Consider the following 15,143-nt stretch of genomic DNA (forward strand, 5'->3'; position numbering starts at 1 on the left):
GTGAAGCTGATGAGCGGTGTGTTTTAGGTGGCGGTCCGTTTCAACATGCGGCTGCCGGAGCTGTTCTGCAGCTTTGCACACGCGACCTGCGACGCATCGGTCGGCGAGACCAAAGTCGACCTTAGGTTCGGCGCATCGGTGAGCACATCCTGGACAAGAACAAGGTGCGATCCGCTCCTGAGCGCGTGCGCGGCCTTGTGATGCTACTCGTACGATGGTGGGAAGTCTGAAGGCCACGCGCAAGCCCTTTGACTGAACTGAACCGGGCCCAAAGGTCGGCTTCATTGAGAAAGTGCCTGCAACGCTGCCGTGGATGACAGGGCCGAATTGCACATTCCATTGCTGATCTATTCCAGACGGGTGCCCGGTTCAGCCGGGTCGTCCTCGTCGGGCTTAAGCAAGTCAATAAGCGCGGCCCCTCGTGTTCCCGGAAGTGGGCGCCCCTGTCCCATTAACGCGTCGTCAGCAAAAGCCCACGCCCACGCCTCGCTCAATTCCTCGATCGACGCACCCGTTGCGATGATCTCCGCAACTGTAATATCGTCGGCTAATCCAATGACGGAGAGAACTTCTTGCCGTGTCATCGTTTGACCGCGTTCTGACTACAACCCAACTAGATGGAGATTTCATGGAGCACTTGCAACCGATCTAATGAGGGCTGTTGCAAGATTCCCTTGCGCAAGATCAGAGGCTGCGTAATGGCGCCATACCTGGCCAAACGCGCGCAACATAGGGCGCAGGGCGCAGAAATCGACGGAGCCCATGCGCTCGGCATTTGCGAAGACTCGGCAAATCATCCAGATGATCGCCCATCACTGAGGCCACTTGGTGGAACTCCTACTGGACCATCCACGCAGCGGGAATCGGCTATGGGTGTTCGCAACAACCCGGAAACTCGTTTCAGGGGATTATTCTCGAAAATCGTGGTCTGCCGGGCGCGATGTGGAGATACAGGGGAACCCTTGGGTCGTCTCGGTGGACCAAAGTCCCTGAACTAACCTGTTATCATCGACGCACGGGAACCCCGCGATTCAGAAGAGCAGATCTCGGGCCACGCCTATGCCCCAAGGCTGCCCGGCCGAATATGTTTGCGCGCGGATAACTCCGGTCTGTGAAGCAGCACCCTGTTGCGGCCGGTCTGCTTGGCCAGGTAAAGTGCGGCATCCGCCCGTTGCTGTAACTGCTCCGGCGAGATCGCCTCAGCGGTCTGAACGGCAACTCCAATGCTCAGAGTGACCCAGCGCGACACGCGGGATCCAGGGTTGGGCAAAGCGGCAGCCTCGACGCTCTTACGCATTCGTTCAGCCACAGCGGCGGCCTCTTCCTCGTTCACCCCGGGCAGGAGCACGAGGAATTCTTCGCCGCCATAACGGGCAACGTGATCGCGATCACGCCTGACGTTTTCCTTCAAGATAGTTGCGACCTTTACCAAACACCGATCTCCCTCCGCATGGCCGAGGTGGTCGTTTAGCTTCTTGAAGTTATCAATGTCGCACATCAGCATCGCGGCACCGGCAAGGCAACGTTTATCACTTCCCCATAGGTGCTCGAGTGTTTCCGTCATCCAGCGACGGTTGGAGATGCCGGTGAGTGGATCGGTCCTCGCCAGGAGTACCAGTCGATCATTGGCTTTCGCCAGTTCGGCGCCCCTGCGTCGGTCGCGAAGCTCAAACAGGAAAGTCTTTTGAGCGAGAATTGTCATGATGCGCCGCGCGGCCACCGTTGCAAAGATACCGCTGGCGAAGAACAGCGTCCCAGCCACTGCACTCCCATGCGCGATGGCCGGGTTCTGCAGTTGAAGCATGAGATAAAGTCCGAGCGCCAGCGCAGCGATAGTCATCGTCCAGGCCAGGGGGATCCCGAAGATTATGATGGCTGTAATGGCCACGAACAACATGACGTTCAATTGCCGTTCGTAGAACTCGCCACCAGCGCTTGCTCCGACCAATGCGACTGACAACAAGATAAGGAACATGCCTGCGATCAGCGAGGTTCCTTGGAGCCAAGGCGCCTGCGGTTTACGCCAAACAAGGACGACGGCCAACGACACGGGCGGGATGATGGCGCCGGGCAGGAGCATGGACTGCGCTACGACCCATGGAAGCAACGCCGCGTTCAGTGCCAACGTCAGCACATCCAAAAATGCCACCCAGATCATCCACGCGCGGATGATTTTGGCCGTTTGCGACCAGACACGTACTCGAAATAGGCGTTCGATCTCGCCACGCAGGCTGATTTCGCGCGTACGGCGCGCCAGAAGCCGGTCGACCTCAGCGGCTAGGGCAGGATCATCCTGCACATCGGGGGGCATCAGATCTGACAAGTCGATAGGCCTTACGCTGCTTTCTCCTGAACATCTATCCAAGCCATAGGCGGTCGGCGGTGGGCAATCATGTCAACTTACCCTGAAGATTTGATTTATAGCTGTGATTTGCGAACACTCGGTCCCAAACCATCTGATCCTCGATGCGCGTAGCCGAATTAACCTTTGTAATTGCGGTGGCGCTGCACCGCGGTTATCCACGCCGCCGCCGGGCTCGGCGAGATGTCCCGGGAGCTTCTGAAGTCGAGCACGTGAAGGAATGGGGGTGATGCCGATTCTCGTCATCATTGACCTTTCGAGTATTGCCTGCAGACCAACAGGATGGATTTGGCCATGAAAGGAAGCCGACCGGGTATTTCGTTGTTGGATTTCGACATACTCTCCCGGGCTCTTACGTCAGCCATCAGGGAGAGCCCGGAATCCGATTCGACGGTCCAGGCCCGCGAGCTTGTGTGCCTATACACCGGCAAAAAGTCAGCCGACCAAAATTTGATCGCGGCCTTGCTTCACGCCAGTCGCGCCCAGCTGGACTTGGAAGCATCCAAGGAAAATCGGCCCGGCAAGAATTGACTGAGTGCCTGCATCTGCTCGACGTGATCTCTCACCGGTTGTCTCCTCAACGGAGCTACGTTCCGAGACGAAGCCCAAAGGCCCGACCGACTGAGACGCAGCGCATAATTCCCGCGGGCGACAGGACGAATATCCTGACCGCGACACGATAGCCAGAAGGTCACCGAATGGACCTTTAAAGTCATGGCAGCGGGTTGGACTTCGATCGAGATAGCCGAGGCCATCGAGCATCCGGCCGTGGCCGACCGTCGTGGGCGCGAGGAAAACGCCGCTCTAGATGCCTGCTGCTCGCACGAGCATTTTGACCCCAGGGCGATAAATTTGAACTGACCTGAGGAACATGCATCTGCAGTCGAAGTTCGGGATGTGCTTGGTGAGGACGACTCCCTCCTTGAAACGACCAAGCTCTGGTGCGAGGGCCCGCCTCTGGTTCCGAGACCCGGTGGCGGGCCTATGCAATGCCAGCAAGCGTTAAGTTTTTTCTGCAGGCCTGGAACCTGTTTCTGAAATCGAAGTTGGGTTTGCAGCTTGGCTCCCCGGGCCAGGTCTCAAAGCAAGGCCCGCCGCTGTTTGTGTCCTCAGTGGCGGGCCTACTTCGTTTCCGCTCAACGCTACATTGCGCTAGATTAAAGCAACGATCATCCACGCAATCTCACATGGCCTCGGTCCATGGCCAGGTCGGCACGATCATTTTTTGGGTGACGGTGACCACGCCGACCAGTTGGTCACAAGGAGTGACCAAACGACGAGACCTATAGCTACGGGCACAACGGCAATCCGGCAACAAAGCCCGATGTGTCTAGGCTGCCCGTAACCTCCGGGATTTGTCGCGTCGGGCGTCATGGTCTTTCCTCCCGATCGCCTAGCCGTCGCAGGCGACGAGCTACTGGTCATGCGCGGTGATGGGATTGCTGTCTTTAACTATGCCGATTTGCGGCTCTTGGCCTTTGGCCGGTCTTGGCCGATGCCTTCCTTGGCGAGGCTCTTTCGAAGAACCGAGGCCAGGTCGACCACGTTCTCCTGGGGCTTTGGCGCCGGTTTCGGGGGCTTTTTGCCCTTGCGCTTGGCGTCGATCATGGCAATCAGCGCATCCTCGTAGGTATCCTCGAATTTCGAAGGATCGAACTTTGTTACTTTCTTGTCGATGAGAAGCCCCGCGATTTCGAGCAGATCCGAATCATACTTTGGGCTTTTCACATCGTCGAAGACGGTGTCTTCCGACGTCATCTCATTGTGGGTGCGCAACTCGGTCAGCAACATCCCCTTACCAAGGGGTTGGATCAACACTTCGCGCCCGCGCTGATAGAGTACGACGCAGGAGCGTGCCGCGACGCGCTTCTTGGCCATCGCGTCGCGCAGGACGCCAAAGGCCTCCAGCGAGGCGCCGTCAGCCGGGATCAAGTAGTATGGCTTTTCGAGATAGCGCGTGTCGATCTCGGCAACCGGAACAAAGGAATCGACATCGAGTGTGTGCTGCGACGTCAGTTTCAGTTTCTTGATCTCGTCCGGCTCGACGTGGATGAACTCGCCCTTGTCCGCCTCGTAGCCTTTGATCTGATCCGCGACTTCGACAACATCGCCAGTCCCTTCGTCGACATAGGCACTCTTGACGGGTAAACCGTCGCTGCGGTTCAAAATCTTGAAGTGGATTTTCGATGCCTCGCTTGTGGCACCCACTATCTTGACCCCGCACGACACGGAACCGACCCTCAGAAAGCCCTTCCACACCGCGCGGGGCGCAACCATGCCGTTTCTCCTAGACCTTGATCTCGGCACAACGTCAGTCAGGCACACGGTTCTGTTCCGCGTCATGGGCAGCACCTTGTCGCCAGCTTATTCCTCACGGTAGTCCAGCAGCTTGGCGTGGCGGAGCCTTTCCTCGCCCTTTAGGAACCGCACGCGACCGACCAGACCAGGCTTAAGCCATTCGGCCTTTTCTTTCTTTAGACCGATGGGCACTGGTCCGCCGACCTTCCCTTGCACGCGATCCCATAGTCGCTGACGCTTGTCGGCTTTAAAGGCAACGAAAGCGCCGCCAGCATAGCGACCCTTGTCGGCCATGAGCACCATCGCGGGCTTTCCGGCCTCGCGCTGCACGCCAATGATGTCCATTTCCTTTTCGGCATAGCACTTGATCTTGCGCCAGTTCATCGTCGGCCCGCTGCGGTAGACGCTGTCCTTGCGCTTTGAGATCATGCCCTCCAGCCCTGCCTTGTCGACCAGGTGATAAACCGCATCGCCAGTGCCGGGCATGGCTTTGCTGACCTGAATGCGCCCGACGGCTGGTATCAATGCCTGCAGGATCTCGCGGCGGTCTTCCACCGGCATGTTGCGCAGATCATGCCCGTTCAGATGCAGGAGATCGAACGCCACCAAATACAGGTCCCGCGACGGCTCACGGCGGGTAACGGCTGATTGCAGGGCGTGGAAGTCGGACAGGCCGGCCTCGTTGACCGTGATTGTCTCGCCATCGATGATGAAACTTTCCGCCTCGATCGCCTCCGCCTCTCCGGCAAGTTCGATGTAGCGGCCGGTCCAGTCGTAACCATTCTTGGTGAACAGCCGGATCCCGTTTTCATCCTTGATAATTTGGGTGCGATACCCGTCGAATTTGATCTCGTGGAGCCATTCGTCGCCTTGCGGTGGCGTGTCGACCAGCTCGGGCTCCATGGGCTTGATGAACTTCAGAGGCATGCGCCGACTCGCATAGTGCGATTCAATTAGCGCGCGCTAAAATGGTTCCGGAACATTTTAGACGAATTGAATGTTTGACAGTTATGACGAAGCTATCCGACCTTGGACCGCCGATTCCCGGCAAGCAGCACGGCGGCGAGCCTGCCGACGAGCTCAACAATTTTATGACCTGTCCGGTGTGCGGCCAGCAGTTCGACATGCGCGACTTCCGCCAGGTCGCTTGGCACAATCTGCCTCAGCATGAGCCGCTGGAGCCGGAGCTTGCCACAGGCCGGAACGCGAAATGGTTGCGGATGCGATCGTTGAAATAGCGGCCCTTGGCAAAGGCAGTTTTAAAATCGGCGTAGGTATCAGGCGGCACGTCCAGAAAGTCGTACTGCCTGCCGCTCGCTACAAACCACACCGATAGAACCCTGGTGCCCGGATTGTATTCGAACCTGCGTATCGAGGTTGACGGCATGGTGCACCAGATGCTGCTAGCGAGCGGCCCGCGAGATGGCCCGCCCACTGAGGAAGCGGGAGCGGGCCGACCACGGCTGTACGTCCATGGCCATCATCGCCTCCACGGAAGGGGCGGTGACAGAATTTCAACTCCCATTGGATTGCGGCGTTCCACAGATAAACAAAAAGGCCCGCCACCTCTCGGCAGCGGGCAGTGTAGGTCGCTAGGATCACCCAGCGGTAACTAAAGTACACCCCGTCTCGCCAAAAGGGAAATGTTAGATATCTCTAATGTATGATTCGGACCCCGGGGGCTGACCGTAGCGTATCAAATCCGAGAATGTCTTGCGGGCCAGGTGATAGCGGAATACCGGGCTGGGGCCCCGACATCCTATTGCGCCGCCGCACAGGCAACGAAAAGGTCCCTGACGCTCCACCGATCCGGAAACTACTTTCTTAAGGTGACCGACGAGAGCAACGGCAGAGTGTTCGCCTACCAATACGCCGACTTGCTCTGCTGAGTGGGTCTGAGTAGCGGCTGCTGCTCACCTCCGGGTCAAAAACCCGCCGCCCCATTCATAGCAGCGGCGGGCCGTGCCTAGGGATAGTTGGACTAGACGGTGTGTTGATTCACCGCTGATGGATGGCTGAGGTGCAAAACCATGCAACCACAAACCCCGATACGCGACAGAAAGCCGTCGCAACGTCAACTTTACTCAAGCCGGAATTCAACCGCATGCTTGTCGGCCTCACTAATAAGGCCGCTGTCCATGGCGGCTTCGAACGCCTTGGTGAAATACTGATCATCGGAAGCCTCGTGATTCTGCTGCGCAAGATCGATCGGCAGAGCTCCGATCACGCGGCCCGTTGTCTTCTCGATGACCGTGACGGTCCTCTGCATCAGGGTTTATTGACCGTGTCGTCGACTGCGTTGGCCGTCGATTTGACGTCCCTGCCGACGCCTCGGACGGTGTTGGCGCAGGCCGCAAGGGCCAAGGCACAGGCAAGAATGACAATCGGTGTGATGCGTAGCAGTCTCATGGACGGGTTCTCCTATTTGTGGTTATCAAGTCCGCTTTGCCGTATCGCACCTGTAACCGCCATCACCTTGTTGTGGGCGGCCGCTTCATCTGCGGTGTCAAAGGGCGTTGCGATGGTCGTCCCATCCAGAGCCAGTAGCACAGCCAGGAACGGAAGGCCGATCAGCGGTGGTGCGTAGACGTACGCTGGGCGGGCATTCTTCATCGCCCATGTAGCACCCTTTGTCGGTCAGGACCTAATCCACGCCCTGAAGACCAAAAAGCCCGCCAGCCGGAGCCACCGGGCTTCCAGTGGTCAAAGACCTGCTCAGGTCGCAGAAAGACCCGACTCGATGACTTGCGCCGTGATTGAGGAAAGAATTCCCCGCTTGGTCAGGACTGGCTTTTCATAGGCTTTTTTCATAGCTGTTCCTCCCTTTTCACCCACCGAAACTGCTTTGGGGCAATTAACTTGTCAAGCTGATGCTAAAATGGCCGCCAGTGACGCACGCCACGCGTCGCGATCGTCGCAGAGAAGACGGAGAATGATCCGGTGCGAACCAGCGGGCGAAGAACTTCGGTCGCGTTGGACGGCAAACGGGCAATCCAGATCGACGGCTGTCCTGTCGAAATTGGTCGACCAAGACTTAGCCGGCCCCCCAAATCCGGGGAACGATGCTAACGGGAGAGCGCTACATGGCCGGGCCCACCTACCGCCGGCATGCAGCGTGAGCAAGTCGTGATCGATCGCAGCGGCAGTCCGTCAACCCGGCGCCGCGAGTCGTGCGCGAGAGCACTGGCTTCCGAGCGTTTCCTCCAGCCGAGCCAGTCGGCGACTGACAACGGATTTGCGACGCCCAGCCGCCCCTCCGCACGATGCCTGGTCCCTGCGTGATCTCCCGAAGGTCCTGGCTTCGGCTTTTCTGATCTGGCACATCGTCGGACACTCAGCGCGTCTTGCCGGAGCGAAGATGCATCTCGATCTTGTTGATGGCCTTGGTGAGGATATCGACTGCCTGCAGATTGACTGCGAAGTCGAAGTTCCCTTGCGCCGTTTCGAATATCAGAACGCCGACCTTGGTCTCGTCGTCGCTCATCATGCCTGTTCCAATGCCGGTCGGCATATAGGGTGGTTTTTCTGACATGGTTCTCTCCTCGGGTGCGGTGTGGGCTGGTCAGGTTTTTAGCCATCCAGCGTGCGACCTGGAGTGGCCAAGCACGATCGATCGACGATGGCCGTGTAACCCGTTCACCGCTAATCGAAATGCATCGACTGGCCGCGCATCATCGCCAGGGTCAGTGCGATTGCAGGATTTGCAGGTGGCTTCTCCATAAGCAGGGAGCCGTCGAAATCGCGCCATGCCGCCATCCGCAATTCTTCACCGTCTTCGCTGGCTGCAGGATCGAAAACGTGGGCATCGTAGGGGTCCTGGTCAATCTCGATCGTCCAGTCCTTGAGTGCCTTGCGAGCCATTTCTTCCACCTGGGCGAGGTTGCTGGTGAAGAAGGGGATACGGTCGCCATTTTCCGAAAGCGGCTCGACCTGATCCAGCGTCGGCCGCTCGGGCACCCAACCAAGAACGAAGGCAATATCGAAATCGATCTGGCGGTCCGGCCCGGTCGTGGTCTCCAATCGGGTGACAACATCGGGATAGAGCTGTTTGCGCGCCGGCCACGTGTCCGGGAGCGCCTCGGCCTGCAATCTCGTTCGGGGCACGTCGATCAGCTCCAAGATCTGATGGCCCGGAACTTTATCCTCCGGCCAGCCCGCACAACATGCAGTCGTCGCAGCCTCGTCGGCTTCCATCCAGACCGAAGCAGCCTGGTCCTCGTCCTCGGTTGGCTGGTCGTCTTCCGGGAAGCCCTTGATATCCCAGCCTTCCAACGCGAACAAACCTTCCGCGCCTTGCAAAGCCGTAATGCCGGCGCGCGAGAAGACTGCTTCGGCTGCCGCGACCCCGCGTGCCAGTTCCTCGGGCGTTGCACCTTCAATGTTCAAGCGAAGTTCCACGGTTCGCCTCCAGTATCAATCACCAACAGTGAACAAAATAAGAACAAAGGTGTCAATAGACTCCTGATGGTTTGGAAAAATGGTTGTTTTCCAATTTGGATAGGGAAGATCTGGCAATCGGTTGAGGCTTCGTGCTCAATCCCAACGCAACTGCATTCATGGCCGATGCTACACGCGGACCACCGCGGACGGGGACAGTCGGTCCCGCGTCCCGTCCTGCGGCCGGCGCTATGCTGACGCTCCTACGGCTGTCCTGTTAACCGCCCGCGGCGGGGGCGAATTTCCTCCGTCCCGCGCGCGACAATGTCCGCCATTGCGGACGCGCGCAGGACTGCGGTTTATACGCGTTTTTCCTTGTGCGCCGCCAACCGCCGGCGCGAACATCCCAACAGGACAGGTGGCCTTCGACGCCTCGTCCTGCTGGCAAACGGTTCTTTCGGTGCCACCGGGCGGTCGCGACAAAATTTCTTCCGCAGCGCAAACTCTCCATGGCATTGACTCTTTATTAGGAAGGGAACAAATGAGGAACATTCCGCCACCATGTCGCGTTCAGGGGACAGATGAGTGCATCGACGCCAAACGCTGCTATTTCCGATCTGCGAGATCGCATTGCGCGTCTCGAAGGCGGTAATGCGCGCAAAAGAGCGGTGCTCCCATTCGGTATCTCCTCGATCGACAGTCATCTGCCAGGCGGGGGTGTGGCGCTTGGCGCACTTCATGAAGTTGCCGGCGGCGGCAATGGAGCGATCGATGGCGCTGCAGCGTCGCTTTTTGCAGCCGGGATTGCAGCGAGGACGCAAGGCAAGGTGCTGTGGTGCGTGACGCGCCAGGATCTGTTTGCACCGGCAATCGCACAGGTCGGACTTCATCCCGACCGGGTGATCTATGTCGAAGCCGGTGACGACAAATCCTTGCTCGCCTGCTTCGAGGAAGGTCTGCGGCATGTCGGGCTTGGAGCTGTGGTCGCGGAAGTGGCGCGCCTGTCCATGACGGCCTCGCGCCGGTTGCAACTGGCATCGGAAGGCTCCGGCGCGATGGGCATCGCCATCCGCCGCTGGCGCCGCCAGACCGAAGCCGCCGATTTCGGGCAGCCCACGGCGTCTGTCACCCGCTGGCGAGTTTCCGTGCTGCCGTCGCGACCGCTGCCTGTGCCCGGCGTTGGTCGGGCGCGATGGCAACTTGAACTGATCCGGTCTCGTGGAGGGGAAACACTCGATATCGAAGTGGAGGCTTGTGATGCCAAGGGTCGTCTCGCTATTCCTTCCAAGCTGGTCGACCGACCGGCTCAGAAGGAAATTGGGCGACGTCTCGCCGCCACCGGATAAGCCTTTGGTGCTGGTCGGGCGGCACGGTAATCGTCGCCTGGTGACTGCGGTGGATCGCGCGGCACTGGAAGCGGGCCTGCGCGTTGGAATGCCGGCAACGAAGGCGCAGGCCCTCGTCCAGGGGCTGGCGGTCATGGATGCCGAACCTGAAGCAGACGCGCAGGCATTGGATCGGTTGGCCCTGTGGGCTTTGCGGCGGTACGCGCCGATTGTCGCAGCAGATCCTCCCGACGGATTGGTGATGGATACCACGGGCGCCGATCATCTTCATGGCGGTGAACGCTTGATGCTGGCCGATATGGTCGAACATCTCGGCAAGGTCGGCTTCTCGGCGCGCGCAGCCATAGCGGATAGCTGGGGTGCTGCTCATGCGGTGGCGCGATACGTGAAGCAGACCGTCAGCGTGGTCGCCGTCAACGCAACCCAGGATGCGATTCTTCCACTGCCCATCGCGGCACTGCGGTTGCCCGACGCAATCGTCAGGGGTTTGCGGGTTCTCGGCTTCGACAGGGTAGGCGAGCTTCTGCAGCAGCCGCGCGCGCCACTGACGTTGCGCTTCGGGCCGGAACTCGGCCGCCGGCTTGACCAGGCTGCTGGACGCCTCGCCGAGCCGATTGAGCCGGTGCGGTCAGCGGATGTGGTCGAAGTCCAACGTGCCTTTGGCGAGCCCATCGGTGCGGCCGAGACAATCGCGCGCTATGTCGGCAAGCTTGTTCAAGCGCTGTGTGTCGATCTCGAGACCAAAGGCCTCGGGGCCCGGCGGCTCGACCTGCTGCTCTACCGCGTCGACAACCGCATCGAAGCCGTTCGCGTCGGCATGGCCTTGCCTGTCCGCGATGTGAAGCGGCTGACACGGTTGCTCTGCGACAAGATCGAGATGGTCGATCCGGGTTTCGGCATCGAGTTGATGCGCCTGTCCGCGCCCTTGGCAGAATCACTGACACCCAGGCAGACCGTTTCGTCGCTGATCGAGCAACGGGATGCAGACATCTCGGATTTGATCGACACACTCGGCAACCGTGTCGGTGAGGAAAAGCTCTATCGGTTTACCCCGGTTGCCAGCGATGTGCCCGAGCGATCTTTCCGGCGTGTAGCCGCTGCATCCGCTGAGACCGGCGACGCATGGCCAGACCATTGGCCGCGTCCGGCTCGTCTGTTTGCCGTGCCGGAGCCGATCGAGGCCATTGCGCTGCTACCGGACCATCCGCCGGCGAGCTTCACCTGGAAAGGCATCCGTCGACGGATCAAGCGCGCTGATGGTCCCGAGCGGGTTTTCGGCGAATGGTGGAAGCGCGACGCCGAGCTAACTGCCGTGCGCGACTATTTCCAGGTCGAGGACGAAGCCGGCGAGCGGTTCTGGATTTATCGCGCAGGCGACGGCGAGGATACCGCGACCGGCTCGCATCGCTGGTTCCTGCACGGCATCTTCGGATGAACGCGTGCTATGTCGAGCTGCAATGCACCTCGCATTTTTCCTTTCTGCGGGGCGCGAGTTCCTGTGAGGAACTGTTCGCGCAAGCAGCCAGCATGGGAATGCCCGCCCTTGCCATCTGTGATCGCAACAGTCTGGCCGGCATTGTCCGCGCGCACGAGGCTGCAAAGGCAACCGGCGTCAGGCTGATCGTCGGCTGCCGGCTGGATCTGGTGGAAGAGATTTCCATCCTGGTCTACCCGACCGGTCGCGCGGCCTACTCGCGGCTGTGCCGCTTGCTGTCGCTGGGCAAGAAGCGTGGCGGCAAGGCGAAATGCGTGCTGCATTGGGCTGACGTTGTCGCCTATGGCGAGGGGCTTCTTGCAGTGCTCGTGCCCGACCAGGCCGACGACGAATGCGCGCTCCGGCTCAGGCGGTTGCGCGAGGCATTTGGCGATCGCGCCTATATGGCGCTGACGTTGCGGCGCCGTCCCAACGAGGCGCTGCGGCTGCACGATCTGGCCAATCTTGCCGGACAGGCCCACGTGCCAACGGTTGTCACCAATGATGTCCTGTTCCACGAACCGTCACGGCGCATCCTGCAGGACGTCGTCACCTGCATCCGGCACAATGTGACGATCGATGATGCCGGGTTTCGGCGCGAGCGGCACGCCGACCGCTACCTGAAGCGGCCCGATGAAATGGCACGGCTGTTCAGCCGCTCCCCCGAAGCGCTCACGCGGACGATCGAGATCGCCGAGCGCTGCCGGTTCTCATTGGACGAGCTTGCCTATCAATATCCCGAGGAGCGGATGCTGCCGGGTCTGACACCGCAGCAAGCCTTGGAGAAACTCACCTGGGAGGGCGCGACGGAGCGCTTTCCCGAGGGCGTGCCGGACAAGGTCGTTGGCACGCTCAGGCACGAGTTGCAGCTCATTGAGAAGCTGCAATACGCGCCGTATTTTCTGACGGTCAACTCGATCGTTCGCTTTGCCCGCAGCCAGGGCATTCTCTGCCAGGGCAGGGGATCAGCAGCCAACAGCGCCGTCTGCTATGTGCTCGGCATCACCTCGATCGATCCCGACCGCAATGACCTGCTGTTCGAACGCTTCGTCTCGGAGGAGCGGCGTGAGCCGCCTGACATCGATGTCGACTTCGAGCATGAGCGTCGGGAAATCGTCATGCAATGGGTGTTCGAAACCTATGGCCGCGAACACGCCGCGCTCTGCTCGACGGTCATCCGCTATCGCTCGAAGGGCGCCTTGCGCGATGTCGGCAAGGCGCTTGGACTGCCCGAAGACCTCATCAAGATGCTGTCCTCGCAAGTGTGGGGCTGGTCGGACGAAGGCGTCCAGCCGAAACATGCCGAGGAGCTGAACCTCAACCTCGGCGACCGTCGCCTGCGTCTGGCGCTGGACTTGGCCAGGCAGTTGATCGGCGCGCCGCGGCATTTGTCGCAACATCCGGGCGGCTTCGTCCTGACTCGCGACAGGCTCGACGATCTGGTGCCGATCGAGCCAGCCGCGATGAAGGATCGTCAGGTTATCGAATGGGACAAGGACGACATCGACGCGTTGAAGTTCATGAAGGTGGACGTGCTGGCGCTCGGCATGCTGTCCTGCATGAAGCGCGGTTTCGATCTGCTGGCCGAGCACAAGGGCATCACTCTCGATCTCGCGACGATCCCTGCCGAGGATCCACGCACCTATGCGATGATCCGCAGGGCCGACACGCTCGGCACCTTCCAGATCGAATCCCGCGCCCAGATGTCGATGCTGCCGCGCATCAAACCGCGTACTTTCTACGATCTTGTCATCGAGGTTGCGATTGTTCGGCCAGGCCCGATCCAGGGCGACATGGTTCACCCCTATCTGCGCCGGCGCGAAGGCAAGGAAGACGTCGTCTATCCCAAGCCTGAGCTCGAAAAGGTGCTTGGAAAGACGCTGGGCGTGCCGCTATTCCAGGAGCAGGCGATGCGGGTGGCGATTGAATGCGCCGGCTTCACGCCAGGCGAAGCGGATCAACTGCGCCGCGCCATGGCGACCTTCAAGCACACCGGTGGCGTTTCCAGCTTCGGCGCCAAGCTGATCGGCGGCATGGTGAAGAACGGCTACGAGCGCGAGTTCGCCGAAAAGACCTTCAAGCAGCTCGAAGGCTTTGGCAGCTATGGCTTTCCCGAAAGCCATGCCGCCAGCTTCGCCCTGATCGCCTACGCCTCGTCCTGGATGAAATGCCATCACCCCGATGTCTTCTGCGCCGCTCTTCTCAATGCCCAGCCGATGGGCTTCTACGCGCCGGCGCAGATCGTTCGCGATGCACGTGACCATGGTGTCGAAGTGCGCCCTGTCTGCATCAACGCCTCGCGTTGGGATTGCACGCTTGAGCCCATCGCCGATGACGGTCGGTTCGCTGTCCGGCTTGGTCTGCGCATGGTCCGGGGTCTTGCCAACGCCGATGCTGCGACCATCGTCATCGCACGCGCAGACCGGCCCTTTGCGTCGGTGGATGACCTCTGGCACCGTGCCGGTGTTCCTGCTGCCTCTCTGGTTGAACTCGCCCAGGCTGACGCTTTCCAACCATCCCTATTGCTGGCGAGGCGTGAGGCCCTATGGGCGATCAAGGCACTGCGCGACGAACCGCTGCCACTGTTTGCGGCGGCCTCCGGCCGCGAGCAGCGGACGGTATCGGAGATCCAGGAGCCCCTTGTCGCGCTGCGTGCGATGACCGCCGGCGGCGAAGTGGTCGAGGACTATGGACATGTTGGACTGACCCTGCGCGACCATCCTGTTTCCTTCCTGCGCGCCGACCTGGGGCGCAAGCGCATCGTCTCGTGTCGCGAGGCCATGCAGGCGCGCGACGGGCACTGGCTCGAGGCGGCTGGCCTCGTGCTGGTCCGCCAACGACCTGGCTCGGCCAAGGGCGTCATGTTCATCACAATCGAGGATGAGACGGGCATTGCCAATCTGGTCGTGTGGGTCAAGGTCTTCGAAAAATATCGCAGGGTCGTGCTCGGCGCCGGCATGATTGGCGTTTATGGTCGCATCCAAAGGGAAGGCGAGGTGGTCCATCTTGTCGCTCATCGTTTGAGCGATCTTTCCGCCGATCTGGCCAGCGTTGGCGATCGTGAGTCTGCCTTTCCCCTGCCGCATGGCCGCGGCGACGAATTCCATCATGGCAGCCCGACGCCCGATCCGCGCGGCATGCCGAAGGGGCCGAGGCCGCGGAATATTATCGATCCCTATCTGCACATCGACCAGATCAAGGTGAAGACACGGGATTTCAAATAGGGCGGTGCAAGAACGGGTCTGCCGAACAATGGCTGGGTTCGTCGATACACATGAGCGATCGC

General features: G+C 60.2%; 12 protein-coding genes. 4 read left to right on the forward strand and 8 right to left on the reverse strand.

Annotation, left to right across the window (positions count from 1 at the left end):
* Positions 1-1,057: 1,057 nt before the first annotated feature.
* The 3 genes from NP945_RS08855 to NP945_RS08865 all read right to left on the reverse strand — a co-directional run bounded on the left by NP945_RS08855 (position 1,058) and on the right by NP945_RS08865 (position 5,587).
* Entirely contained in the window at positions 1,058-2,311 is a 1,254-nt protein-coding gene (locus NP945_RS08855; protein WP_256746157.1) for a diguanylate cyclase, read from the reverse strand.
* 1,503 nt (positions 2,312-3,814) lie between these two features.
* Positions 3,815-4,639 carry a Ku protein gene (locus tag NP945_RS08860; protein ID WP_256746132.1) on the reverse strand — a complete coding sequence of 275 codons (825 nt, stop codon included), beginning with the start codon at positions 4,637-4,639 and terminating at the stop codon, positions 3,815-3,817.
* An 87-nt stretch (positions 4,640-4,726) separates the two neighbouring features.
* Positions 4,727-5,587 (reverse strand): ATP-dependent DNA ligase, encoded by an 861-nt coding sequence (locus NP945_RS08865; RefSeq protein WP_127266525.1) that lies wholly within the window; start codon positions 5,585-5,587, stop codon positions 4,727-4,729.
* Between the two features lie 41 nt (positions 5,588-5,628).
* Between NP945_RS08865 and NP945_RS08870 the strand changes: the two genes are divergently transcribed.
* Complete coding sequence (locus tag NP945_RS08870; protein ID WP_236383369.1) at positions 5,629-5,898, forward strand: hypothetical protein; 270 nt, start codon at positions 5,629-5,631, stop codon at positions 5,896-5,898.
* Here NP945_RS08870 and NP945_RS08875 read toward each other — a convergent pair.
* The 5 genes from NP945_RS08875 to NP945_RS08900 form a co-directional block, all read right to left on the reverse strand.
* Positions 5,823-6,047, reverse strand: a complete 225-nt coding sequence (locus tag NP945_RS08875) for a KTSC domain-containing protein (RefSeq protein WP_164748849.1) — start codon at positions 6,045-6,047, stop codon at positions 5,823-5,825. The two genes, NP945_RS08870 and NP945_RS08875, sit on opposite strands and share 76 nt — an antisense overlap.
* A gap of 693 nt (positions 6,048-6,740) precedes the next feature.
* Positions 6,741-6,929 carry a hypothetical protein gene (locus tag NP945_RS08880; protein ID WP_236383367.1) on the reverse strand — a complete coding sequence of 63 codons (189 nt, stop codon included), beginning with the start codon at positions 6,927-6,929 and terminating at the stop codon, positions 6,741-6,743.
* A complete protein-coding gene (locus tag NP945_RS08885; protein WP_127395386.1) occupies positions 6,929-7,069 on the reverse strand; it encodes an entericidin A/B family lipoprotein in 141 nt (46 codons plus the stop codon). The genes NP945_RS08880 and NP945_RS08885 overlap by 1 nt, the downstream gene beginning before the upstream one ends.
* A 925-nt stretch (positions 7,070-7,994) precedes the next feature.
* The gene (locus NP945_RS08895) at positions 7,995-8,192 is read right to left on the reverse strand and encodes a hypothetical protein (RefSeq protein WP_127266529.1); all 198 of its coding nucleotides are present in this window, start codon (positions 8,190-8,192) and stop codon (positions 7,995-7,997) included.
* Positions 8,193-8,302: 110 nt separating this feature from the next.
* Complete coding sequence (locus NP945_RS08900) at positions 8,303-9,058, reverse strand: hypothetical protein (protein ID WP_256746133.1); 756 nt, start codon at positions 9,056-9,058, stop codon at positions 8,303-8,305.
* A gap of 560 nt (positions 9,059-9,618) precedes the next feature.
* Here NP945_RS08900 and NP945_RS08905 point away from each other — a divergent pair.
* Genes NP945_RS08905 through NP945_RS08915 form a run of 3 tightly spaced genes read left to right on the forward strand, consistent with a single transcriptional unit; the run spans position 9,619 to position 15,081 of the window.
* On the forward strand, positions 9,619-10,383 hold the full coding sequence (locus NP945_RS08905) for an ImuA family protein (protein ID WP_256746134.1): 765 nt from the start codon (positions 9,619-9,621) through the stop codon (positions 10,381-10,383).
* Complete coding sequence (locus NP945_RS08910; RefSeq protein WP_256746135.1) at positions 10,295-11,818, forward strand: DNA polymerase Y family protein; 1,524 nt, start codon at positions 10,295-10,297, stop codon at positions 11,816-11,818. The genes NP945_RS08905 and NP945_RS08910 overlap by 89 nt, the downstream gene beginning before the upstream one ends.
* The gene (locus NP945_RS08915; RefSeq protein ID WP_256746136.1) at positions 11,815-15,081 is read left to right on the forward strand and encodes an error-prone DNA polymerase; all 3,267 of its coding nucleotides are present in this window, start codon (positions 11,815-11,817) and stop codon (positions 15,079-15,081) included. The genes NP945_RS08910 and NP945_RS08915 overlap by 4 nt, the downstream gene beginning before the upstream one ends.
* The last annotated feature ends 62 nt before the right edge of the window (positions 15,082-15,143 follow it).

The organism is Mesorhizobium sp. LMG17149 (assembly GCF_024518695.1).
Classification (GTDB): domain Bacteria; phylum Pseudomonadota; class Alphaproteobacteria; order Rhizobiales; family Rhizobiaceae; genus Mesorhizobium.